The 22,564-nt window shown below is 49.7% G+C and carries 10 protein-coding genes, 2 tRNA genes, 3 rRNA genes, 1 other RNA gene and 2 pseudogenes; 11 read left to right on the plus strand and 7 right to left on the minus strand.

Annotated elements, in window-relative coordinates; all coding sequences use genetic code 11:
* Window positions 1–57: 57 nt before the first annotated feature.
* From ACYIA1_RS03045 to rnpB, 3 genes are all read right to left on the minus strand, one after another.
* Window positions 58–1,413: an MATE family efflux transporter gene (locus ACYIA1_RS03045; RefSeq protein ID WP_057326426.1), complete on the minus strand. Its 1,356-nt coding sequence runs from the start codon at window positions 1,411–1,413 to the stop codon at window positions 58–60.
* Window positions 1,414–1,431: 18 nt separating this feature from the next.
* Window positions 1,432–2,802 (minus strand): YihY/virulence factor BrkB family protein, encoded by a 1,371-nt coding sequence (locus ACYIA1_RS03050; RefSeq protein WP_036612322.1) that lies wholly within the window; start codon window positions 2,800–2,802, stop codon window positions 1,432–1,434.
* A 29-nt stretch (window positions 2,803–2,831) separates the two neighbouring features.
* An RNA gene (gene rnpB / locus ACYIA1_RS03055) (RNase P RNA component class A) lies at window positions 2,832–3,186 on the minus strand.
* A gap of 406 nt (window positions 3,187–3,592) precedes the next feature.
* Here rnpB and ACYIA1_RS03060 point away from each other — a divergent pair.
* From ACYIA1_RS03060 to ACYIA1_RS03110, 11 genes are all read left to right on the plus strand, one after another.
* On the plus strand, window positions 3,593–5,116 hold the full coding sequence (locus ACYIA1_RS03060; protein ID WP_480334337.1) for a Do family serine endopeptidase: 1,524 nt from the start codon (window positions 3,593–3,595) through the stop codon (window positions 5,114–5,116).
* A 139-nt stretch (window positions 5,117–5,255) separates the two neighbouring features.
* Window positions 5,256–6,116 (plus strand): sigma-70 family RNA polymerase sigma factor, encoded by an 861-nt coding sequence (locus ACYIA1_RS03065; RefSeq protein ID WP_005641668.1) that lies wholly within the window; start codon window positions 5,256–5,258, stop codon window positions 6,114–6,116.
* 108 nt (window positions 6,117–6,224) lie between these two features.
* A complete protein-coding gene (locus ACYIA1_RS03070; protein WP_195318974.1) occupies window positions 6,225–7,697 on the plus strand; it encodes a glycoside hydrolase family 125 protein in 1,473 nt (490 codons plus the stop codon).
* A 117-nt stretch (window positions 7,698–7,814) separates the two neighbouring features.
* Complete coding sequence (locus ACYIA1_RS03075) at window positions 7,815–9,392, plus strand: sulfatase family protein (protein ID WP_154397467.1); 1,578 nt, start codon at window positions 7,815–7,817, stop codon at window positions 9,390–9,392.
* An 896-nt stretch (window positions 9,393–10,288) separates the two neighbouring features.
* A 16S ribosomal RNA gene (locus tag ACYIA1_RS03080) occupies window positions 10,289–11,813 on the plus strand.
* Window positions 11,814–11,962: 149 nt separating this feature from the next.
* A tRNA-Ile gene (locus ACYIA1_RS03085) sits at window positions 11,963–12,036 on the plus strand.
* 10 nt (window positions 12,037–12,046) lie between these two features.
* A tRNA-Ala gene (locus ACYIA1_RS03090) sits at window positions 12,047–12,120 on the plus strand.
* Between the two features lie 105 nt (window positions 12,121–12,225).
* A 23S ribosomal RNA gene (locus ACYIA1_RS03095) occupies window positions 12,226–15,101 on the plus strand.
* 83 nt (window positions 15,102–15,184) lie between these two features.
* Window positions 15,185–15,295 (plus strand): 5S ribosomal RNA (rrf, locus tag ACYIA1_RS03100).
* The 16S, 23S and 5S rRNA genes sit together here with 2 tRNA genes alongside, the layout of an rRNA operon.
* Window positions 15,296–15,391: 96 nt before the next feature.
* Window positions 15,392–16,210 (plus strand): alpha/beta hydrolase, encoded by an 819-nt coding sequence (locus tag ACYIA1_RS03105; protein WP_121961066.1) that lies wholly within the window; start codon window positions 15,392–15,394, stop codon window positions 16,208–16,210.
* A 27-nt stretch (window positions 16,211–16,237) separates the two neighbouring features.
* Complete coding sequence (locus tag ACYIA1_RS03110; RefSeq protein WP_480334340.1) at window positions 16,238–17,683, plus strand: glycoside hydrolase family 30 protein; 1,446 nt, start codon at window positions 16,238–16,240, stop codon at window positions 17,681–17,683.
* A gap of 162 nt (window positions 17,684–17,845) precedes the next feature.
* Here ACYIA1_RS03110 and ACYIA1_RS03115 read toward each other — a convergent pair.
* From ACYIA1_RS03115 to ACYIA1_RS03130, 4 genes and pseudogenes are all read right to left on the minus strand, one after another.
* Window positions 17,846–18,001, minus strand: a pseudogene (locus tag ACYIA1_RS03115) (heavy-metal-associated domain-containing protein); the annotation flags it as partial.
* A 269-nt stretch (window positions 18,002–18,270) separates the two neighbouring features.
* Window positions 18,271–19,473: an IS110 family RNA-guided transposase gene (locus ACYIA1_RS03120; RefSeq protein ID WP_480334055.1), complete on the minus strand. Its 1,203-nt coding sequence runs from the start codon at window positions 19,471–19,473 to the stop codon at window positions 18,271–18,273.
* 132 nt (window positions 19,474–19,605) lie between these two features.
* Window positions 19,606–21,078 (minus strand): annotated as a pseudogene (locus tag ACYIA1_RS03125) (efflux RND transporter periplasmic adaptor subunit); the annotation flags it as partial.
* A 4-nt stretch (window positions 21,079–21,082) separates the two neighbouring features.
* The gene (locus ACYIA1_RS03130; RefSeq protein WP_232284059.1) at window positions 21,083–22,549 is read right to left on the minus strand and encodes a TolC family protein; all 1,467 of its coding nucleotides are present in this window, start codon (window positions 22,547–22,549) and stop codon (window positions 21,083–21,085) included.
* Between the last annotated feature and the right edge of the window lie 15 nt (window positions 22,550–22,564).

Raw genomic sequence — 22,564 nt, forward strand, 5'->3', positions numbered from 1 at the left:
CCCCAGGTTTATCGGGTGAGCCATGCGACCCCGACGGAAACGAATAATAAGCTATGCTTATTTCTTCCGTAAAGGCCCTTTGTTCTTCCAGAATCCCAATTTATAATAGATATAGGTGATTGTAAGCCCGATGCAAAGGCTGGCGCCGATGGCCCACCAGATACCGCTCCGTCCCCAGATAGAGCTAAACCAATAGGCGAGGGGAATGCGTATCAGCCAAAGACAAGTGATGCTTACTGCCATCGGGAACAGGGTATCGCCAGCTCCCCGTAATGCCCCGTTGAAGACGTTCAAGCCGCCGTGCACGACAAAGAATCCTCCCATGATCAATAAATATTCCTTGCCAATCCGGATCACCTCCGGGTCCTTGGTGAAAGCCAGCATCATCTTGTCCCCGAAGAAATAGATGGCCGTGAAGGTTGCTAGACCCAGCAATAGGTTGACAAGCATGGCGAATCGTACCCCGTCACGTACCCGGTCCAAGTGCCCAGCTCCGATGTTTTGCCCGCAGAAAGCAGCTAGCGCCCCAGAGAGGGTCAATACCGCTTGGATGATGATCGTGTCGATCTTTCCCGCTGCCCCGTAAGCGGTGAGCGTATCCGTGCCGAAACTGTTCACGATCCCCAGCAAGGCAATCAATCCGAGCGAGATGGCACATTGCTGTACGCTGGAGGGAAGCCCGATGCGGAGCCCTTCCTTGAACAGTCCCATATCGAACAATAAATCCTGTTTCTTGATAGAGAGCAGGGGATGGGTGTTGTTCACGTAGCCTAGGGCCACGCACATGCCGATCCCTTGGGCGATCACCGTAGCCCGTGCCGCCCCTTCGATCCCCCATTTGAAAACGACAATGAAGAGTAAATCCAAGGCGATATTCAAGATCGTGGTAAGCAGGATAAACAGCATGGGGCGCACGGACTCCCCGACACCCCGCAATATGGAGATAATGCTATTGAAAGTGACGAACAAGAACGTACCCCCTACATAAATCCTGAAATAAGCGACCGCCTGCGGGATCACGTCCTCCGGCGTGTTCGTCAGCCTGAACATCGGCTCGGCAAAAATAATCCCCGCTATGGACAGCAATACCCCTGCGACCAACATGAAGATAAAGAAAGATGAGAAGGCTTTTTGCACCTTATCGAACTCCTTCGCCCCGAAAAACTGCGAGATCACCACCGACGTACCGCTCCCGATACCGATCACCAGCGAGATAATAAAGTAATAGATGAAGAAGGAAGCCGATACCGCCGCCAACGACTCTTTCCCTAGAAACTGCCCGACAATGACGCTGTCGGTCACGTTATAGAGTTGTTGCAGCAGATTGCCGATCAGCAAAGGGAAAGCGAAACGCAGGATCACCTTCCATACCGCCCCACTCGTCAAATCCCTATTTCCTGTATTAATTTTCAATTCTCAATTCTCAATTCCCTATAGGTCTTTCAGCAGGATATTGTCGTTTGCCTTTATCATATCCTCACGTGTCTTCAGCAGGGCTTTCCATTCCTTGCTGAAAAGCTTGCTCGTGTCAATCTTGAAGTTCTCGGAGCCATACTCGTCCATGCGGGTCAGCAGGTAGCTGACCGTGATCTTATTGACATCGATCGCCGGCTGGTAGTATGCCACACGGTCGTCATTCCCGTAATTCACCTCGATGATGATGTTCAACTCCGTGAGCAGGTATAAGATCTGTGTCGTTATGCGGATAGGGATGCGGTAAGCGTCGGATAGCTCGTCGGCCGTATAGGGTTTCTCGCCTTTCACGAATCGTTTGATGATCAGCGAGGCGATCAGCAGGGTCAGGAAATCCTTGTACCGGCGGCTGATACTTTTGCTGTCCCTCTCAAAGCTGAATTTCTTCACGTTCTGGGAGGCGTACGACAGCTCTGCGCCAAACAAGCAAATCAACCAAGAAAGCTGCAACCAGAGCAACAACAAAGGCAGTGCGGCGAAACTACCGTAAATAGCGTTGTACTTGCTCACCCAAATCTGCCCGCTGATATAAATAAATTGGAACAACTGGAAGGCGCAACCAGCGATAAAGCCTGCCACCAACCCGTTCACGAACCTCACTTTCGTATTCGGCAGGGAGACGTACAGCCCCGTGAAAGCCAATGTCGTGATAATATAGGGCGCTATATGCAAGAACAACTCCATGAGCGGTGTAAAAAATAAGTATTGCCCCAAGAACGAGTTCTGCAAAGTAGACATGAAGATGGATAAACCGCTGGATGCCGTCATCAGCACCGGCAGCACGAGGAATAAGGCCAGATAATCGGATATCTTCCGGTACCACGGCCGGGATTTCTGGATCTGCCAGATATCGTTGAACGTATCCTCTACGGACGAGATCAAGTTGATCACCGTATAAAACAATAAAATCAAACCGACCCCGATGATCACTCCCCCCTGCGCCTGCGCCAGATAGCTCTCCACGAACTCGAACGCCTTGTTCAGCTCCATCTCGTGCCCGGGGAAATAATCGAACAACTCCTGCCGTACCGTCCCTTGGAAACCGAAGCCCTTAGCTATACCTAATAATACGGCCAGCAAAGGTACGATAGATAACAAGGTACTGTAGGTAAGCGCCGACGCCTTGGTTTGCAGGTTCTCGCTCTGGAAACCCCGCACGGCGAGTATGACCGTCTTGATGATATTGATATAAATCTCCTTCAGCCCACTAACTTCATTCTCGGTAATCCGCCAAATGTCGTAGGTAACGAAACGGATGGTTCGTGCTAATAATGCGCTGATCCGTTCTCCAATAGGTTTCTTTTCTTCCCGTGGCTTGTTTTTGGGCATATCGGCACATGATTTAATTGGCAAATAAAAAAAGCAGTCTGCCTATAAGCCGGGTCCTGTACCTCTTTGGAAAGAGGCGCCTGCCATTTATCTTGTCTTACCGTCGCCGGTAAGCTTTAGCGGTCTACCCCCCGGCATCGGACGAGCCATCCTACATGCGCCGGTATACATGACCTTACAACCCATAAGACGTACGGCATCCCGTATCGCTACGGGACCCGGTGAGCTCTTACCTCACCTTTTCACCCTTACCGGACGAGTCCGGCGGTTATTCTCTGTTACGTTACTCTACCCTCACGGACAGCTTCCCGTTAAGAAGTATGGTGCTCTGTGTTGCCCGGACTTTCCTCACACCCGAAGGTGAGCGACAGACCGGCAGACTGCGATAGGACAAAGATAGGTATTTTAGTTGACAGTTGGCGGTCGGCGGTTGACAATTATTTTGGAGACGCATAGGAGAGATAGGATAACATTTTCTTTTTCAGCCGTAAACATATTCTGTCTCCTAGGTGTTTTTTATACGAACAAGGATTGTAGATTGCCAGTAACCGACTGTCATTTATCGATTGCCGACTGTCAGTTATCGCGTGTCAACTGTCAATTCGTCTGCTGTTTAATTGTTAAAAAGGTACTTTGCAATACACAGTACTGTTAAGTGCGGTTAAGCCCCTGTGATGCCTCGTTAAAAGTGATAAAAAATACGATGGAAATGGAATATCCGCACAATTTTTGAGTTTTCTTTGCCGTAAAGAAACTGTTAAATTTAAGTGTTTAATTAAATAAGAAAAGTATGAAAAATATCTGGAAGAATGTGCTTGGTGTTGCTCTGATAGCAGCCATTAGTTCTGGTGCCGCGATCGGAACGAGTACTTACCTGATGAATAAGAATCAACGTCCGGTGGAGTTGGCCTCCGGAGTTGAGAATACCTTCAAGCAACCGTATCGATTGACGAATTATGGAACCGTGGCCGCCGAGAATATCGATTTCACTACGGCCGCCGAGAGCGCCATCCACGGGGTTGTCCATATCAAGGCCACGGCTAACGCGCAAGCCTCTAACGGGGACGGCGGTCAGCAGTATATGGACCCGTTCGAGTATTTCTTCGGCTTCGGTGGCCGTGGAGGGTTCCAACGTCCGCAACAGCAACCTCGTGTGGGCGCCGGCTCGGGTGTCATTATCTCTACGGATGGTTATATCATCACGAACAACCACGTGATCGACGGAGCCGATGAGCTGGAGGTTACCTTGAACGATAACCGGAAATTCCCGGCAAAGATTATAGGGGCTGATCCGACAACAGATATCGCCTTGATCAAGATCGAGGCAACCGACTTACCTACGATCCCCTTTGGTGATTCTGAGAAGTTGAAAGTAGGTGAGTGGGTGTTGGCGGTAGGTAACCCGTTCAACTTGACCTCTACCGTTACGGCAGGTATCGTGAGCGCTAAGAGCCGTGGTAACATCGGCGCCGGCGGCAAGGATCGTAGCAAGATCGAGTCGTTTATACAGACAGACGCCGCCGTGAACCCGGGTAACAGTGGTGGGGCGCTAGTGAACACGAAAGGCGAGTTAGTCGGTATCAATACCGCTATCTACTCCGAGACCGGTAACTTCGCCGGATACTCTTTCGCCGTGCCTATCAGCATCGCCGGTAAGGTGGCTAACGACTTGAAGCAATTCGGAACCGTGCAGCGTGCTGTATTAGGTGTATTGATACAAGACCCGCAATACGTGCCCGACGCTGAGAAAGAGAAAGTGAAAGTATTCGAGGGCGCTTACGTAGGTGGTTTCGCCGAGCGCAGCTCCGCTAAGGAAGCCGGAATCGAGAAGGGTGACGTGATTGTAGCTGTGAACGGCGTGAAGATCAAATCGTCTAGCGCTTTGCAAGAGCAGATCAGCAAATACCGTCCGGGCGACAAGGTAGAGTTGACGATCAACCGCAACGGTAGCACGAAGAAATTCACGGTAGAACTCCGTAATGCGCAAGGTAGCACCAAGGTCGTGAAGGGTGGTGACAGCGCAGAGGTTATGGGCGCAGCGTTCAAGGCTTTGAACGACGAGCAGAAACGTAAGTTAGGTGTAAGTTATGGTATCGAGGTCAGCGGTCTGACCAGCGGCAAACTGAAAGACGCCGGTATAAAGAAAGGCTTCATTATCATGATTGTAAACAACCAGAAGATCTCTGCTCCGGAAGACTTGGAAAAGATTGTGGAAAGCATACTTCAAGGACGTACGGAAGATCAAGGCCTCTTCATTAAAGGCTTCTACCCGAACGGACGTACGAAGTACTATGCGATAGATCTTGCCGAATAAGATAAACAAGGACTGTAGTCTTATAGGTGTGAAAAGATTGTTAAAGGTTTTTAATTGGCTGGATGTGGGGTGCATCCAGCCAATTCTTTCAACAAAAATGGTTATCTTTGCACCCCGTATTCTCAATTAAACAAATTGAATGAGACAATTAAAGATCACAAAGTCCATTACCAACCGCGAAAGCGCTTCGCTGGATAAATATCTTCAAGAGATTGGTCGAGAAGATCTTATCACGGTAGAAGAGGAAGTGGAATTGGCACAGGCTATCAAAAGAGGAGACCGTAGGGCGTTAGAGAAATTGACCCGTGCGAATCTCCGTTTCGTCGTTTCTGTGGCTAAGCAATATCAGAACCAAGGTTTGAGTTTGCCCGACCTTATTAATGAGGGTAACTTAGGCTTGATCAAGGCTGCCGAGAAATTCGATGAGACGAGAGGTTTCAAGTTTATTTCCTATGCTGTATGGTGGATTCGCCAATCTATTCTGCAAGCTTTGGCAGAGCAGTCAAGAATCGTGCGTCTTCCGTTGAACCAAGTAGGCTCGCTGAACAAGATCAGCAAGGCCTTCTCCAAGTTCGAGCAGGAAAACGAGCGCAGACCGTCTCCAGAGGAACTTGCTGATGAGTTGGATATCCCGGTGGATAAGATTTCCGATACCTTGAAGGTGTCCGGACGTCATATTTCCGTGGATGCCCCGTTCGTGGAAGGCGAAGACAACAGCCTTTTGGATGTGCTTGTGAACGATGACGCTCCTATCGCGGACCGGTCGTTAATGAACGAGTCATTGGCTAAGGAAATTGATAGAGCGCTTGCTACACTGACCGAAAGAGAATGTGAGATAATCAAGATGTTTTTCGGTATTGGCTGTCAGGAAATGACATTGGAAGAGATTGGCGACAAATTTGGCCTCACTAGAGAGCGTGTCCGCCAGATCAAGGAAAAAGCAATCAGAAGATTAAGACAAGGAACTCGTAGCAAGCTTCTAAAATCGTATTTAGGCTAATTTAAGGAATTATTGAGTTGGCGAAGGCTCCGGTCCGAAAAGGATTGGGAGCCTTTATTTTTTTTCTTAACTTTGCCACTGGAATATAATACCATAAAAACTATATAAATGACTACAAGACGTAATTTCCTGAAAACAGGATCTATTTCCTTGGCCGGCCTGTTGGTTGGCGAGAAGGTATACTCCGCCGTGAGTACGCCCGACAATAAAAAGAGTTTTAGCACGATCGCCTCTAAGGTGACCGGCGATTACGCCAGCAAGCGCCCGGCTCCCGAGGCCCGTAAGTTTACCTCCAAGGCGGTAGAGGAGCAACTGAAGGCTTCCAAGGCCCGTATCAAGGACCCGAAGCTGGCTTGGATGTTCGAGAACTGCTACCCGAATACCTTGGACACGACCTGTGAGTTCAAGATGGTAGACGGCAAGCCGGATACGTTCGTGATCACCGGAGATATTCACGCCATGTGGTTGCGTGACTCCTCGGCGCAGGTTTACCCCTTCGTCACCTTGGCGAAGAAGGATAAGGACTTGCGGCAAATGCTGGTCGGAGCTATCAATCGCCAGACCGCCTGCATCCTGATCGATCCCTACGCTAACGGCTTCAACGAAGGCCCTACCGGGAGCGAGTGGGAGAGCGACCGCACGGAGATGAAGAAAGAGCTTCACGAGCGTAAATGGGAGATCGACTCGCTTTGCTACCCGATCCGCTTGGCGTATCATTATTGGAAAGAGATTGGCGATACCTCCGTATTCGACAGCAAATGGGAGCAGGCAATGGAGGCCGTTTACCGTACCTTCCGTGAGCAACAGCGCAAGGATAGCCTCGGGCCGTACCGTTTCTCCCGTGTGACGGACCGCCAAGGCGATACCCTCTTGAACGATGGTTGGGGTAGCCCGGTGAACCCGGTGGGCCTAATCGTCTCTTCTTTCCGTCCTTCCGACGACGCTACGCTGTTCGGCTTCTTGGTACCATCGAACTTGTTCGCTATCACCTCGCTTCGTCAGGTGGCTGAGATTCTTCGTGTCGTAAGAAATAACACGGACTTGGCCGGCCGTTGCGAGGCGTTGGCCAACGAGGTAGAGGAGGCCGTGAAGAAATACGCCATCGTGGAGCATCCGGAATTCGGTAAGGTATACGCCTTCGAGGTGGATGGCTACGGCAGCCGTGTTTTCATGGACGACGCTAACGTACCGAGCTTGCTGGCTTTGCCGTTCTTGGGTTGCGTGGACGTGAACGACCCGGTTTACCAGAATACCCGTCGCTTGGTGCTGAGCCCTTCCAACCCTTACTTCTTCAAGGGAAAGGCCGGCGAGGGCATCGGCGGTCCGCATATCGGTTTCAACTATATCTGGCCGATGAGCTTGATCATGCGTGCTACGACTTCCAACGACGAGAAGGAGATCCGGTATTGCATAGAGACGCTTCGTGATACGGACGGAGGCACGGGCTTCATGCACGAGTCTTTCCATAAGGACAATCCTTCCGATTACACCCGCTCGTGGTTCGCTTGGACGAATACTCTGTTTGGCGAGTTGATCGTGAAGCTGCAATCCGAAGGCAAGCTGAAAGACCTCCTCGGCTAATACCACCAAGGTTAATATCACCAATTGTAGAGACGGGACATGCCCTGTCTCTACAAGTCTGTAACTGAGTGTATTTAGGCAAAATCAATCAAAACAACATAAATCTAAGCGGAATACATGAAAACAAATAAACTATTCATTCTGACAGGTCTGGCGGCGATAGCCTCCACCTCCTGTAGCCAAAAAGAGAATACGTCCGGGCAGCCCGCCAAGCCCATGAATATCCTTTACATCATGACGGACGATCACTCCTTCCAAACCATCAGCGCCTACGACAAGCGATACATCCAAACCCCCAACATCGACCGCATCGCAAATGAGGGCGTACGTTTCACCAATAGCTTCGTAGCCAACTCCATCAGTGGCCCCAGCCGTGCCTGCATGCTGACCGGCAAGCACAGCCACAAGAACGGCTTCATCGATAACGCCCATACCTTCGACGGCTCGCAGCAGACCTTCCCGAAGCTATTGCGTAAAGCTGGCTACCAAACCGCCATGATCGGCAAATGGCACCTCACCTCCGATCCCACCGGTTTCGATTACTGGAACATCCTCGTAGGCCAAGGCGATTACTATAACCCCATCTTCATCGATAACGGCGAGAAGCGTCAGATCGAAGGGTACGCCACGAACATCACGACCGATCTGGCTCTTGATTGGCTGGACAATAAACGAGACAAGAGCAAGCCTTTCTGCCTCCTGCTGCACCATAAGGCCCCGCACCGTACTTGGATGCCCGATACCTGCGACCTGCGTCTTTACGATGATGTGACCTTCCCGCTGCCCGAGAACTTCTACGACGATTACGCCGGCCGCATCGCCGCCTCGGAGCAGGAGATGAGCATCATCAAGGATATGGATATCGTATACGACTTGAAAATGGCCGATAAGGAGAACGAGATCCATTCCTCCAACGCCGATCTGGAGAAGTACGGCCGTGAGCTTTATAACCGCATGAATCCGGACCAGAAAGCCGCTTGGGACGCCTATTACGATCCGATCATCCAAGACTTCAAGGCGAAGAAACGCACGGGTAAGGAGCTGGCTGAGTGGAAATACCAGCGTTATATGCACGATTACCTTCGGGTGATCCATTCCGTGGATCGGAACATCGGTATCGTGCTCGATTATCTGGAGAAGAACGATTTGCTGGATAATACGTTGATCGTCTACACCTCCGACCAAGGATTCTACATGGGCGAGCATGGCTGGTTCGACAAGCGCTTCATGTATGAGGAATCCTTCCGCACCCCGTTGCTGATGCGTCTGCCGGGTGGCAAGAAGGGTGATATCCCGCAGCTCGTGCAGAATATTGATTACGCCCCCACTTTTTTGGAACTGGCCGGAGCCCCCATCCCAGCCGACATCCAAGGCGAGTCCTTGCTTCCCTTGCTGAAAGGCGAGCGGCCGGAGAACTGGCGTAACTCCCTTTACTATCATTACTACGAGTATCCCGCCGAGCATTCCGTGAAGCGTCATTACGGCGTACGTGACGATCGTTATAAATTGATCCATTTCTACAACGACATCGACGTATGGGAGCTTTACGACCTCCAAGAAGATCCCCACGAGATGAATAACCTTTACGGTAAGCCCAGCTACGAGGCAGTGACGAAACGCATGCGAGACGAGCTTTATAAGCTGCAAAAACAATATGATGACCCTGTGGGAATACGCTTCAATGTGTCGGACTGATGAGAGCGGACATTCGTGTTCTGTTATCAGATTTTTTAATTAGTTGTGGATTAAGGTGCATAAAGGACTTGGAACTTGGGGGATGAGAAGTTGAGTCTTTGCGCTTGATGACTTAGCTCTTTGCGCTCTTTGATTTAAGTCATTGGCTTGAAGGAATTAAGTCTATCGTATGGCTCTTCTTTGCTTATGCGTGTATCGAATTAAAAAATGACTATAGGCAGGTTTCAAGTTTCAAGGTTTCATGAAACCTTTTTCTTCACACACACGATGCGTACATTATATAGGTTTCAAATAAATCCCTTTATGTTTGTTATGCGGGATGGATAGCCTCGAAGAACTTGCGTAGCCACGACATGATGTTTTTACCCGAGGCGGACGGAGCGATCATGAGGAACTGTATTATATGTACTTGTGCGTGTGTGAGGAAAAGGGGTTCGTGAAACCTTGAAACTTGAAACCTATTTCCATGCCCATCCAGATATTGTCAACATCAGTACAGATAAATATATGTGCCTTTATCGTGTGCGTACATTAAAAGTAAGGATTGTTGAGCCATGAGAAAAAACTTGAAAAATAATGCCGAAAATGTTTGGAGGTTATGTTTTATAGCGTTACTTTTGCACCCGCATTCGAGAGAGAACGGCGATACCGAAATAATGAAACAAATTTTTCTTGAAAAAAGTTCTGAAATAATTTGGAAGTTTAAAAGAAAAACACTTATCTTTGCATCCACGTTCGCAAAACGAAAGCGACAAAAGAGTCCTTTGAGAGATTTACATAATTCAACAAGTAGTACAAGTATTAGGAAAATTAATTTTCCGGATTGATACCGTCAAAGAAGTATGACTTTGGACTACAATAACGGATTCCGGAGCGAGGATAATAAAACAATTTAAACAACGAAGAGTTTGATCCTGGCTCAGGATGAACGCTAGCGACAGGCTTAACACATGCAAGTCGAGGGGCAGCACAGGTAGCAATACCGGGTGGCGACCGGCGCACGGGTGAGTAACGCGTATGCAACTTGCCTATCAGAGGGGGATAACCCGGCGAAAGTCGGACTAATACCGCATGAAGCAGGGGCCCCGCATGGGGATATTTGCTAAAGATTCATCGCTGATAGATAGGCATGCGTTCCATTAGGCAGTTGGCGGGGTAACGGCCCACCAAACCGACGATGGATAGGGGTTCTGAGAGGAAGGTCCCCCACATTGGTACTGAGACACGGACCAAACTCCTACGGGAGGCAGCAGTGAGGAATATTGGTCAATGGGCGTAAGCCTGAACCAGCCAAGTCGCGTGAGGGATGAAGGTTCTATGGATCGTAAACCTCTTTTATAAGGGAATAAAGTGCGGGACGTGTCCTGTTTTGTATGTACCTTATGAATAAGGATCGGCTAACTCCGTGCCAGCAGCCGCGGTAATACGGAGGATCCGAGCGTTATCCGGATTTATTGGGTTTAAAGGGTGCGTAGGCGGCCTTTTAAGTCAGCGGTGAAAGTCTGTGGCTCAACCATAGAATTGCCGTTGAAACTGGGAGGCTTGAGTATGTTTGAGGCAGGCGGAATGCGTGGTGTAGCGGTGAAATGCTTAGATATCACGCAGAACCCCGATTGCGAAGGCAGCCTGCCAAGCCATGACTGACGCTGATGCACGAAAGCGTGGGGATCAAACAGGATTAGATACCCTGGTAGTCCACGCAGTAAACGATGATCACTAGCTGTTTGCGATACAGTGTAAGCGGCACAGCGAAAGCGTTAAGTGATCCACCTGGGGAGTACGCCGGCAACGGTGAAACTCAAAGGAATTGACGGGGGCCCGCACAAGCGGAGGAACATGTGGTTTAATTCGATGATACGCGAGGAACCTTACCCGGGTTTGAACGCATTTCGACCGCTCTGGAAACAGAGCCTCTAGCAATAGCGATTTGCGAGGTGCTGCATGGTTGTCGTCAGCTCGTGCCGTGAGGTGTCGGCTTAAGTGCCATAACGAGCGCAACCCTTGCCACTAGTTACTAACAGGTAAAGCTGAGGACTCTGGTGGGACTGCCAGCGTAAGCTGCGAGGAAGGCGGGGATGACGTCAAATCAGCACGGCCCTTACATCCGGGGCGACACACGTGTTACAATGGCGTGGACAAAGGGAGGCCACCTGGCGACAGGGAGCGAATCCCCAAACCACGTCTCAGTTCGGATCGGAGTCTGCAACCCGACTCCGTGAAGCTGGATTCGCTAGTAATCGCGCATCAGCCATGGCGCGGTGAATACGTTCCCGGGCCTTGTACACACCGCCCGTCAAGCCATGGGAGCCGGGGGTACCTGAAGTCCGTAACCGCGAGGATCGGCCTAGGGTAAAACTGGTGACTGGGGCTAAGTCGTAACAAGGTAGCCGTACCGGAAGGTGCGGCTGGAACACCTCCTTTCTGGAGCGAAGGATTCCGTACCGAGGTCATGCGAGGTATCGATCGCCTTGTGCTGCTGTTGAGATTATGTTTATTATATAGATCAATGACCGGAAGGCCGGTCGGAGAGAAAAAGATGAAGCTGGGACGTAAGTCTTGGCAAAGTTGACAGTCCTATAGCTCAGTTGGTTAGAGCGCTACACTGATAATGTAGAGGTCGGCAGTTCAACTCTGCCTGGGACTACTCCGAATGAGGGGGATTAGCTCAGCTGGCTAGAGCATCTGCCTTGCACGCAGAGGGTCAACGGTTCGAATCCGTTATTCTCCACGCATCCCGCGAGGGAAAGAGGATCTTTGACATATTGGACATCAAAAAGAAGAAACAAGTAGAGCGAGCTTAAGATATATCAACCCGTACGTATGTACGAGGTGAGAGAAAGTAAGCAAGGGCAGACGGTGGATGCCTTGGCTCTCGGAGGCGACGAAGGACGTGATAAGCTGCGAAAAGCCCGGGGGAGGCGCAAATAGCCCTTGATCCCGGGATATCCGAATGGGGCAACCCGGCAGGCTGAAGGCCTGCCATCCCGTAAGGGAGGCGAACGTGGGGAACTGAAACATCTAAGTACCCATAGGAGGAGAAAATAAACAATGATTCCGTAAGTAGTGGCGAGCGAACACGGAAGAGCCCAAACCCATGTCGTCTAGGCGACACGGGGGTTGTAGGACCACGACGTGGCAAGATAGAGTCAAGTGGAACGCCTTGGAAAAGGCGGTCATAGAGGGTGAAAACCCCGTACACGACTGACGATTGAAGCCTAGTGGCATCCTGAGTAGCGCGGGGCACGAGAAATCTTGCGTGAAACAGCGGGGCCCATCCCGTAAGGCTAAATACTCCCGAGAGACCGATAGCGAACCAGTACCGTGAGGGAAAGGTGAAAAGAACCCCGAGCAGGGGAGTGAAATAGACCCTGAACCCGTCTGCCTACAAGCGGTCGGAGCATAGCAATATGTGACGGCGTGCCTTTTGCATAATGAACCTACGAGTTACCTTCCCCGGCAAGGTTAAGTACCTAAGGTACGGAGCCGAAGCGAAAGCGAGTCTGAAGAGGGCGGCCAGTCGGGGGGGGTAGACGCGAAACCGAGTGATCTACCCTTGGCCAGGTTGAAGGTTGGGTAACACCAACTGGAGGACCGGATGGGTAAGCGTTGAAAAGCTTTCCAATGAGCTGAGGGTAGGGGTGAAAGGCTAATCAAACTCGGAGATAGCTCGTACTCCCCGAAATGCATTTAGGTGCAGCCTCTTTATAGTATATCGTGAGGTAGAGCGACTGATTGGATGCGAGGGCTTCACCGCCTATCAAGTCCAGATAAACTCCGAATGCGCGATATATATTTACAGGGAGTGAGGGCGCGGGTGCTAAGGTCCGTGTCCGAGAGGAGAAGAATCCAGACCACCGGCTAAGGCCCCCAAATGATCGTTGAGTTGAACTAACGAGGTCGGATCGCAGAGACAGCTAGGATGTTGGCTTGGAAGCAGCCATTCATTTAAAGAGTGCGTAACAGCTCACTAGTCGAGCGATCTGGCGTGGATAATAATCGGGCATAAACGATCTGCCGAAGCCGTGGATGTCGTAAGACATGGTAGGGGAGCATTCCATGCGGCGTCGAAGATGAGGGATGACCCTTGTTGGAGCGCATGGAAAAGCAAATGTAGGTATGAGTAACGATAAGGGGGGCGAGAAACCCCCCCGCCGAAAGACCAAGGTTTCCTGATCAACGCTAATCGGATCAGGGTGAGTCGGGACCTAAGGCAAAGCCGAACGGCGACGCCGATGGAAGAATGGGTTAATATTCCCATACTGCCTCATGGAGTGACGTGGAGACGGAGAAGTGACAGTCCTGCCGGCTGACGGAATAGCCGGTTGAAGGGTGTAGATATTGATTCCCGTAGGCAAATCCGCGGGGAGAGTCGAACCTGAGAGTATACGGAGCGCTTGCGCAACGTAATATGGACGTAACCATGCTCCCAAGAAAATCCGCTAAACTTATCCATGCGGCACCCGTACCGTAAACGGACACACGTGGTCGGGTTGAGAATACTGAGGCGCTCGAGTGACTCACGGTTAAGGAACTAGGCAAATTGACCCTGTAACTTCGGGATAAAGGGTCCTCGTCGTAAGGCGAGGCGCAGAGAATAGGTCCAGGCAACTGTTTAACAAAAACACATGGCTGTGCTAAATGGAAACATGACGTATACAGCCTGACACCTGCCCGGTGCTGGAAGGTTAAGAGGAGATGTCATCGCGAGAGAAGCGTTGAATTGAAGCCCCAGTAAACGGCGGCCGTAACTATAACGGTCCTAAGGTAGCGAAATTCCTTGTCGGGTAAGTTCCGACCTGCACGAATGGTGTAATGATCTGGACACTGTCTCAACCGTGAGCTCGGTGAAATTGTAGTATCGGTGAAGATGCCGATTACCCGCGATGGGACGAAAAGACCCCGTGAACCTTTACTATAGCTTTACATTGAATTTGGGCAGACGATGTGTAGGATAGGCCGGAGGCTTTGAAGGGGGTACGCCAGTATCCTTGGAGCCGCCGTTGAAATACGGCCCTTCGGTTGTTTGAGTTCTAACTCCCGGACGGGAGGACACTGTATGGTGGGTAGTTTGACTGGGGTGGTCGCCTCCAAAAGCGTAACGGAGGCTTCTAAAGGTGCCCTCAGACCGATTGGTAACCGGTCGTAGAGTGTAATGGCATAAGGGCGCTTGACTGGGAGAGATACAACTCGATCAGGTAGGAAACTAGAGCATAGTGATCCGGTGGTTCCGCATGGAAGGGCCATCGCTCAAAGGATAAAAGGTACTCCGGGGATAACAGGCTGATCATTCCCAAGAGCTCATATCGACGGAATGGTTTGGCACCTCGATGTCGGCTCGTCACATCCTGGGGCTGGAGAAGGTCCCAAGGGTTGGGCTGTTCGCCCATTAAAGTGGCACGCGAGCTGGGTTCAGAACGTCGTGAGACAGTTCGGTCTCTATCTATCGTGGGCGCAGGAGATTTGAGGGGCTCTGACACTAGTACGAGAGGACCGTGTCGGACGTACCACTGGTTTACCGGTTGTCCCGCCAGGGGCACCGCCGGGTATCTAAGTACGGATCGGATAAGTGCTGAAAGCATCTAAGTACGAAGCCGGCCTCAAGATTAGATCTCCCTGAAGGGTGGTTATAGACGATGACCTTGATAGGCCACAGGTGTAAGGGCGGCGACGTCCGAGCCGAGTGGTACTAATAGCCCGGGACTTTCCTCACGTGAGGGTTGATATATTTTAAGGCGATAAGGCGAAGCTGGTCTCTTCGGATTGATGTCCGGTCAAAATCTTGATAATGAAATTAAGGTGGCTATAGCACGAGGGATCCACCTCTTCCCATTCCGAACAGAGAAGTTAAGCCTCGTCACGCCGATGGTACTGCGTAACAGTGGAAGAGTAGGTAGCCGCCGTCTTGAAGAAGGCGATAGCCGATGGAGAGGAGTCAGTCCGTAAGGGGTGACTCCTTTTTTTATATTAAATTTGATGTATTAAATCTATTATCTAATATCATGAAGAAAATCTATTTATTTCTATTTAGTCTGTTTATCTGTAATATCCTTGCGGCGCAAGATCAAGACTATAAAATAGTCAGAGATATCTCTTATACCCAATCGAAAAATCCATATGCGGTGGAACGTTGTAAATTGGATCTTTATTATCCCGAGAACGCAAAAGACTTCCCTACGGTAGTCTGGTTTCACGGAGGCGGCTTGTCGGGAGGTAGCAAATTCATCCCGAAGGAATTGAAGAACTGCGGATTAGCCGTTATCGCCGTAAATTACCGTCTGCTACCCAAAGCCACGTTGAGCGATTGTATCGATGATGCCGCCGCCGCTGTCGCTTGGACATTCAGCGAAATTGAGAAGTATGGTGGGGATAGGCGTAAAATCTTTGTCTCAGGTCATTCCGCTGGAGGTTATTTAACAAATATGGTCGGACTGGATAAGAAGTGGTTGACTAAGTACCGGATAGATGCTGATTCCATCGCCGCATTAATCCCTTTCAGCGGTCATGCGATCAGCCATTTCGCTTATCGGCAGGCGAAGGGGATAAAAGATACCCAACCGAGTATCGACGAGTTCGCCCCTTTGTTTTACGTACGTCCTGACGCTCCTCCATTGATTATCGTCTCGGGCGACCGGGAGATGGAGATGCTGGGCCGCTATGAGGAGAACGCCTATTTTTGGCGTATGATGAAAGTGGCCGGACATAAGAATACTTATATCTATGAGTTGGACGGATATGATCATGGATCGATGGCCGCTCCTGCCTTCCACATCTTAAAGAATCACGTGAATGCGATCTTGAAAGGTTCAGAAACCCGGTAATTCGATAAACTATTTAATTTAATACGTATGGTTCTCTTTTCTTTATTAATGGTCTTGATTTGCTTGAACGCATGTTCTGGAGCGAAGACCTCGGACAATGTAACGGTGTATGTCACGACAAACGATCGTGCGAAAGATTTCGTGAGAAGTGAGATCGCCTTGGGGGACAAACAAGCCGCCTCGCCTTCCGTGATAACGATAGACCCTTCGGTGCGCTATCAGACGATGGATGGCTTTGGCGCCGCCGTGACAGGCTCTACCTGCTATAACTTGATGCGGATGGCTCCCGAGGATCGGACAGCTTTCCTGAAAGAGACTTTCTCTGATACGGAGGGGATGGGGTATAGCTATATCCGTATCTCGATTGGCTGCTCGGACTTTTCTTTAAGTGAGTATACTTGTTGTGACACGAAGGGTGTCGAGAATTTCGCCTTGCAGAGCGAGGAGAAGGAGTATGTGATACCGATCTTGAAGGAGATCTTGGCGATCAGCCCTTCTATAAAAATCTTGGGATCGCCTTGGACTTGTCCAAGATGGATGAAGGTGGATAACTTAAAGGATTTGCGCCCGTTCGAGTCGTGGACTAGCGGACAGCTGAATCCCGCCTATTATCAAGATTACGCTACCTATTTCGTGAAATGGATACAGGCGATGGAGGCCGAGGGGATTCCTATCGAGGCGATAACTCCCCAAAACGAACCTTTGAACCGAGGAAATTCCGCTTCCTTATTTATGGGATGGGAGGAGCAACTCTCTTTCGTGCGTGACGCTCTAGGCCCTAAACTGAAAGAGACTGGCCTCAAGACGAAGATCTACGCTTTCGACCATAATTACAATTACGATAATATGTTGGAGCAGCAAGGCTATCCGATGAAAATCTACGAGGATGAGAATGCCGCTTCTTTCCTGACAGGTGCCGCTTACCATAATTACGGGGGCGACCGGGAAGAGTTGAATAACGTAAACGGCAAGTTCCCCGATAAAGAATTAATATTTACGGAAACTTCTATCGGCATGTGGAATGATGGACGTAACTTAGAGAAACGCTTGATGGAAGATATGGAGGAGACGGCCTTGGGTACGGTGAATAACTGGTGTAAGGCAGTTATCGTATGGAACTTGATGCTGGACAACGAGCGGGGACCGAACCGAGAGGGTGGTTGCCAGACTTGTTATGGTGCCGTGGATATCGATCGCTCGGATTATAAGACGATTACCCGGAATTCTCATTATTATATTATCGGTCATTTATCCTCTGTGGTGAAACCGGGGGCAGTACGGATCGGCTCTAAAGGGTATACGGCTGATGGGATTATGTATTCCGCCTTCGAGAATTTAGATGGAACGGAAGCGCTCGTATTACTAAATAATACGGACGGGACTAAAAATATAACGGTAAACAGCGGCGAACGTTTGTTTACCTACGAGGTTCCCGCTAAAGCAGTCGCTTCTTTTCGTTGGAATCTTTACTAATAAGGAGGGTGTGTTAAAAGTTGGTATTATGGCACGCAGATTTAGCAGATTTGCGCAGATAATATATTGATTTTCATATCATAAATCTGCGGTCATCTGCTCAATCAGCGTTATCTGCGTGCCATGTTCACACTTTTGACACACCTCCGAGTGTCCAATACTTTATCTATAGTGGCAACAAGCCGGTAGCTTATCATATACGGCTTTATCCGCCTTATCCATATCCGTGTCATGGCCTACTTTAGCGATCGCCTTGCTGATCGCTTTCGTGGAGGTCTTTTGGGGATCGTACTGGAGATGGATCATCTGGGTATCTTTCCTCTAAAAAGAAAAATCCCCCGCTCTTCTATTCGTATGTAACTTACTTGTATCTAATTAATTATACTTATAGTCCGTACATTTTCCCACAAAACGCCTAAGGCGACAAGTATTTTGTCGTCTGAACTAGTAAAGTTTGTTACTTTCCTCTTCAGCCTGAAAGGACTACGCCGGTGTCCAATCCCTCTATGGATACAATAATTTTGTAAACGCGCTCATGTGGCAGCACAAAGATAATTATGTTGTCGATAGAGGTATATCGGAAAGGTCTATCCGACCAATAACGATTCTAATGCTTGAATATCATTTTGCCATTCCGCCTGCTTTTCAAGCCGCTTGAGGTAAACATCTATAAAATCCTCGTCTTTTGTCAGCATGTGCCATACTGCAACCAATAGCTTTCGGGCGATGGCCACTTGTATCTTCATCTTGTTCTTATGGCGTTGGGTGCATTGCACGTAGCTGAAATTTGAGAAAAAGCAGTTTCGGGTTCTTGATGCGACCCAGGATATTTCAATCAATATCTGACGCAGGAATCGGTTCCCATGCGTCGTCCTGTTGCTTTTGACTTTATTGTTGCTTATATCATTACGTGGTTTCAATCCACACCATCCCACAAGGTTTGTTGCTTTTTCAAACGATTTCATATCAGCCCCGGTCTCCGCAATTATAGCCGAAGCGGCGCGTTCTTTAACACCGGGGATACTCTGTAGACGTTTGAATTGTTTCGGGAAGTGTTCCTGGCACATGGCAATGAGAGCATTCCTGCATTCTTCGATTTGTCGCTCGATTACCTCTATAAGCTCTGCGTATTGCTTTAACAAACAGATGTCTGCCTGATGAAAGTCACCCGTTACGGCATCCTTTATGATGTTGCGTCCGTATTTCCGTAGAGTTTTTCCATGAATGAGTTTCACCAGCTCCTCAGGGTCGGTTATCCCGGTTATTATTGCACGGACGCATTTCTGATAGCTTTTTCCATTGACTCGGGATACATAGTTACTTAACCGAAAACCACATCGCTGTAAAGCAGCGTCCTGTTTATTGCTGTTATACGTCAGGTCTTCATTCAGGTCGAAGATGCGACGGTTATACTTGCGCATGTCCTGCACTCTCTTATCCGGCACAAAACTTCCACGAATCAGATTCTTCAACAAGCATTCCGCTATCCAGTGGGCATCCTTCACATCACTCTTGCGACCGGGAAGCTGCTTTATAAAATAAGGATTTACCAATTTGAGAGACATGCTCTCGCACAAGGCATTCCACACAGGGACCCAATAGGTCGAAGTGCTTTCCATTGCTGCCTCTGTCACCCCATGAGAAACCATCTCGGAACACATAAGTTCTAAATCAGGAGTCAATGTACCATAAACTTTTGCAAAAATAACGACCTCGGTATTATCAATCACACAGAGATAAATTGTATCTTTGTGGACATCAAGGCCGGCCACAATTCTGTCTTTGTCCATATTTGAAATTTTTTATTACACTCCTTAAATATAGGACATTCGTAACAATTAAACGAAGTATGAAGCAGAATTTGCGCGCTGGCCTCGGTTTTTATTGTGCCGGTGTAGAAAAACTCGATTTTTCTATATAATTTTGTCCCAATGAGCGGATAACACACCATTTACCCCTTTTGCCGCTTTCTCGATACGTTCCTTGCACATATTGCAAGAGCCTTTGACACCGAACATGGCATGCTCGGAGGCTACCCCCGTGGCGCTTTGCGCATGCATCATATGCCCCTCATGCCCAGTCATAGGCTTGGCGGGCTCGTCGCCGTTATTCATCATGGAAGTTTTTCCCTCCAGCTGTGCGCTGGCGTCTATGGCGAAGACTCCGTTGGTTACGATTTCCTCACCTTCTCGCAAGCCATTCAAGATAACATAAGAGTTACCAAGGGAAGGGCTTAGCTCCACCTCACGCATCAAGAAAGCGGGGGTATTCGTATCCGGTTGCTTTACGTACACGATAGCACGTTTACCCGTCCAGAGCACAGCGGTTTGCGGTACGACGATCTCGTTCTTATAGTTGCGGAGCGGGGCGCTTACGTTTGCCGTGGCGTACATCTCGGGCTTGAGCTCCAAAGAGGCGTTCGGTACCTCTACACGGACCTTGGCGGTACGGGTCGTCGTGTTCAAGATCGGGTCGATGAAAGAGATCTTACCCGAGAACTTCTTGCCGGGTAGCGCTTGCAAGGTAAATTCCACCGGATCACCTTTGCTAAGGAAAGGGAGATCCACCTCGAAAGCGTCGAACAAGGCCCATACCTTCGTGAGGTTCGCCACGTCGAAAAGGATAGCTCCTTGGGATACATAATCACCTTGGCTTACCCGCTTGGACAGGACGATACCGCTCGTGTTCGACTTGATCTCTACAACCGGGGAGATAGAGCCGGACTTCTCGATAGCGGCGATCTGGGCATCTGTCATCTTCCATAAATATAGTTTTTCACGGGCGGCCTGTATCAATTGAGATTGTCCCATGCGGATCGCTTCCAACAATTCTTGCTGGGCGGTGAAAAGCTCTGGGGAGTAGAGGGTAGCGAGGGTCTGTCCGGCACGCACCGTCTCACCCGTGAAATCAACGTTCAAGCTCTCGATGCGTCCGCTTACATGGGCTGTTTGAGATTGCAGGCTACGCTCGTCCGGTACGATCTTGCCGTATAAACGGACTTGCTTGACCGGATTCTGGCGGGATACCTTGGAGGTTTGTACGTCCGCTAAGGCTGCTGCTTCTTCCGAAAGCTGAATGGCGTTGGGATCGATGGCCTTGTCGGAGAAGGAGCTCTTACGTACGGGGATCAAATCCATGGCGCAGATAGGGCATTTACCCGGCTTGTCTTGGCGAATTTGGGGATGCATGGAACAAGTCCACTCGCCGGCCTCGTTCTGTTGGAGGTCGTGGCCATGCGTAGGGTCGTGAACTTCCGTGCCGGTCTCGCTCGCTTGTGACGTATGGCTGTCGGTATCGGAGTTATGGAACAGAAGCCAGCCCAACAAGAGGCCGCCCGCTAGGAACAGGATATATATCAGGTACTTGGATTTTACGGTTTCATTTATATTTTTCATTTTCTTATTCGTTTACAGAGGTGGATATTAATTTCTCGATTCCGGCGATTTGGGTATTATATTCCGCTATCGCTTCGCTTTTCTTCAAGTGATAGTCCAACATTTGTCGCTCCACTTGGATCACGTCGGTCAAGGTCGTACTTCCTGTCGAGAATTCCCGGACGATCAGTTGGTAGGTGGCCAACGATAGATCGTATTGTTTCTGGTACAAATCGATTTTCCGTGCGGCATCTTCCAATTGCTGGGTAATACGGATATACTCGGCTTGCAGTTGGTTCATCGTGTTCTCGTACTTCAACTCGCTGGATTTCCAATAATGCTTGCTTTCCCGTTGCTGTGCGTTATATTTCTTACGGAAGATAGGAAGGCTGATCTTTAGCATGGGCATGAACATATCCTTTCCGTTCATACCGGACATAGAGCCCATAGACATATCCTCTGGTTTCTTCCCGATCAAGGAATACTGGAGGCCGATACCTAGCATGGGGTAACTCATTTTCTTGTCCATCTCCGCCTTGGCTCGGTAAGCGTTTCCTTCCGCCTCCAGCATGGTAAGCATGGGGTTGTTGGAGATGACGTTGTCAAGAGCCATCGACTCACTCCATGAGAGAGGAAGCCGTTCCAACGAGTCGGGGACGGAAATCGGGGTAGCTAGCGACTGATTGAGCAACGTATTAAAAGCAGCCTCGGCCGTTTTCCGTTGCGATAACAAGGAGGCTAGCGTATTCTCCAGTTCTACCTTCTCCATCTGGATTCGCAGTACGTCCGACATTCCGCCCATAGAGTTGCCACTTCCCATAGAGCCTCCACCCATAGGGCTACCGCCGGACATTCCGGACATCGTACTACCGGATGCTCCCGTGCTTTGTACCGTAGGGCTTCCCATGCTACTGCCTCCCATACCCGACATACCTCCACCGGATACGGCGGGAGGAGTCGATGGAGCAGAAGATACGGGGGAGGGTAGGACGGAGGAACCGCCCGCCTTCGCCGACGGAGCGGAGAAGCGGTTCAATGCCAACTGTTCCAACTGGTCTAGCAGACGAAGGTTCGCCTGCGTATTTTTATATTGCTCGCTGATATTGCAAAGCTGGTACCATTGACTCTTCACCTCGTAATACAGGTTGTTGCGACTGTTACGGAATTGTTCGTAAGCCATCCGGGCCATCTCGGTCGCCTCGTTGCGGGCCGCCTTCCGGGTACCGAACCAAGGGAACATTTGCATCAAGGTGAAATCCGCTATTTGCTTTCCGGACAAGATCTCCATCGGTTTCAGGAAGAAACCGATCTCCAGTTCCGGGTCCGGATAGGCTCCGGCTTGCGGGACTTTCTCCAAAGATGCCTTATACAGGGAGAAGTCGGCGTTGATCTGCGGATTGTTACGTGCCGCCAGTTCCAGATAATAGCCTAAACTATCGGCCGGCTGGGAGTAAGCGAAAAGGACGTTTAGCATCCCCAGTACACCTGCCATGATGATTGATCTGAT

This window comes from Parabacteroides sp. KHUB-02, from assembly GCF_056640955.1.

Bases quoted from the DNA above. Each gene is read 5' to 3' on its own strand.
- ACYIA1_RS03050 (WP_036612322.1), bottom strand. From the start codon at position 2,802: ATGCCCAAAAACAAGCCACGGGAAGAAAAGAAACCTATTGGAGAACGG.
- ACYIA1_RS03060 (WP_480334337.1), top strand. From the start codon at position 3,593: ATGAAAAATATCTGGAAGAATGTGCTTGGTGTTGCTCTGATAGCAGCC.
- ACYIA1_RS03065 (WP_005641668.1), top strand. From the start codon at position 5,256: ATGAGACAATTAAAGATCACAAAGTCCATTACCAACCGCGAAAGCGCT.
- ACYIA1_RS03070 (WP_195318974.1), top strand. From the start codon at position 6,225: ATGACTACAAGACGTAATTTCCTGAAAACAGGATCTATTTCCTTGGCC.
- ACYIA1_RS03075 (WP_154397467.1), top strand. From the start codon at position 7,815: ATGAAAACAAATAAACTATTCATTCTGACAGGTCTGGCGGCGATAGCC.
- ACYIA1_RS03105 (WP_121961066.1), top strand. From the start codon at position 15,392: ATGAAGAAAATCTATTTATTTCTATTTAGTCTGTTTATCTGTAATATC.
- ACYIA1_RS03110 (WP_480334340.1), top strand. From the start codon at position 16,238: ATGGTTCTCTTTTCTTTATTAATGGTCTTGATTTGCTTGAACGCATGT.
- ACYIA1_RS03120 (WP_480334055.1), bottom strand. From the start codon at position 19,473: ATGGACAAAGACAGAATTGTGGCCGGCCTTGATGTCCACAAAGATACA.
- ACYIA1_RS03130 (WP_232284059.1), bottom strand. From the start codon at position 22,549: ATGGCAGGTGTACTGGGGATGCTAAACGTCCTTTTCGCTTACTCCCAG.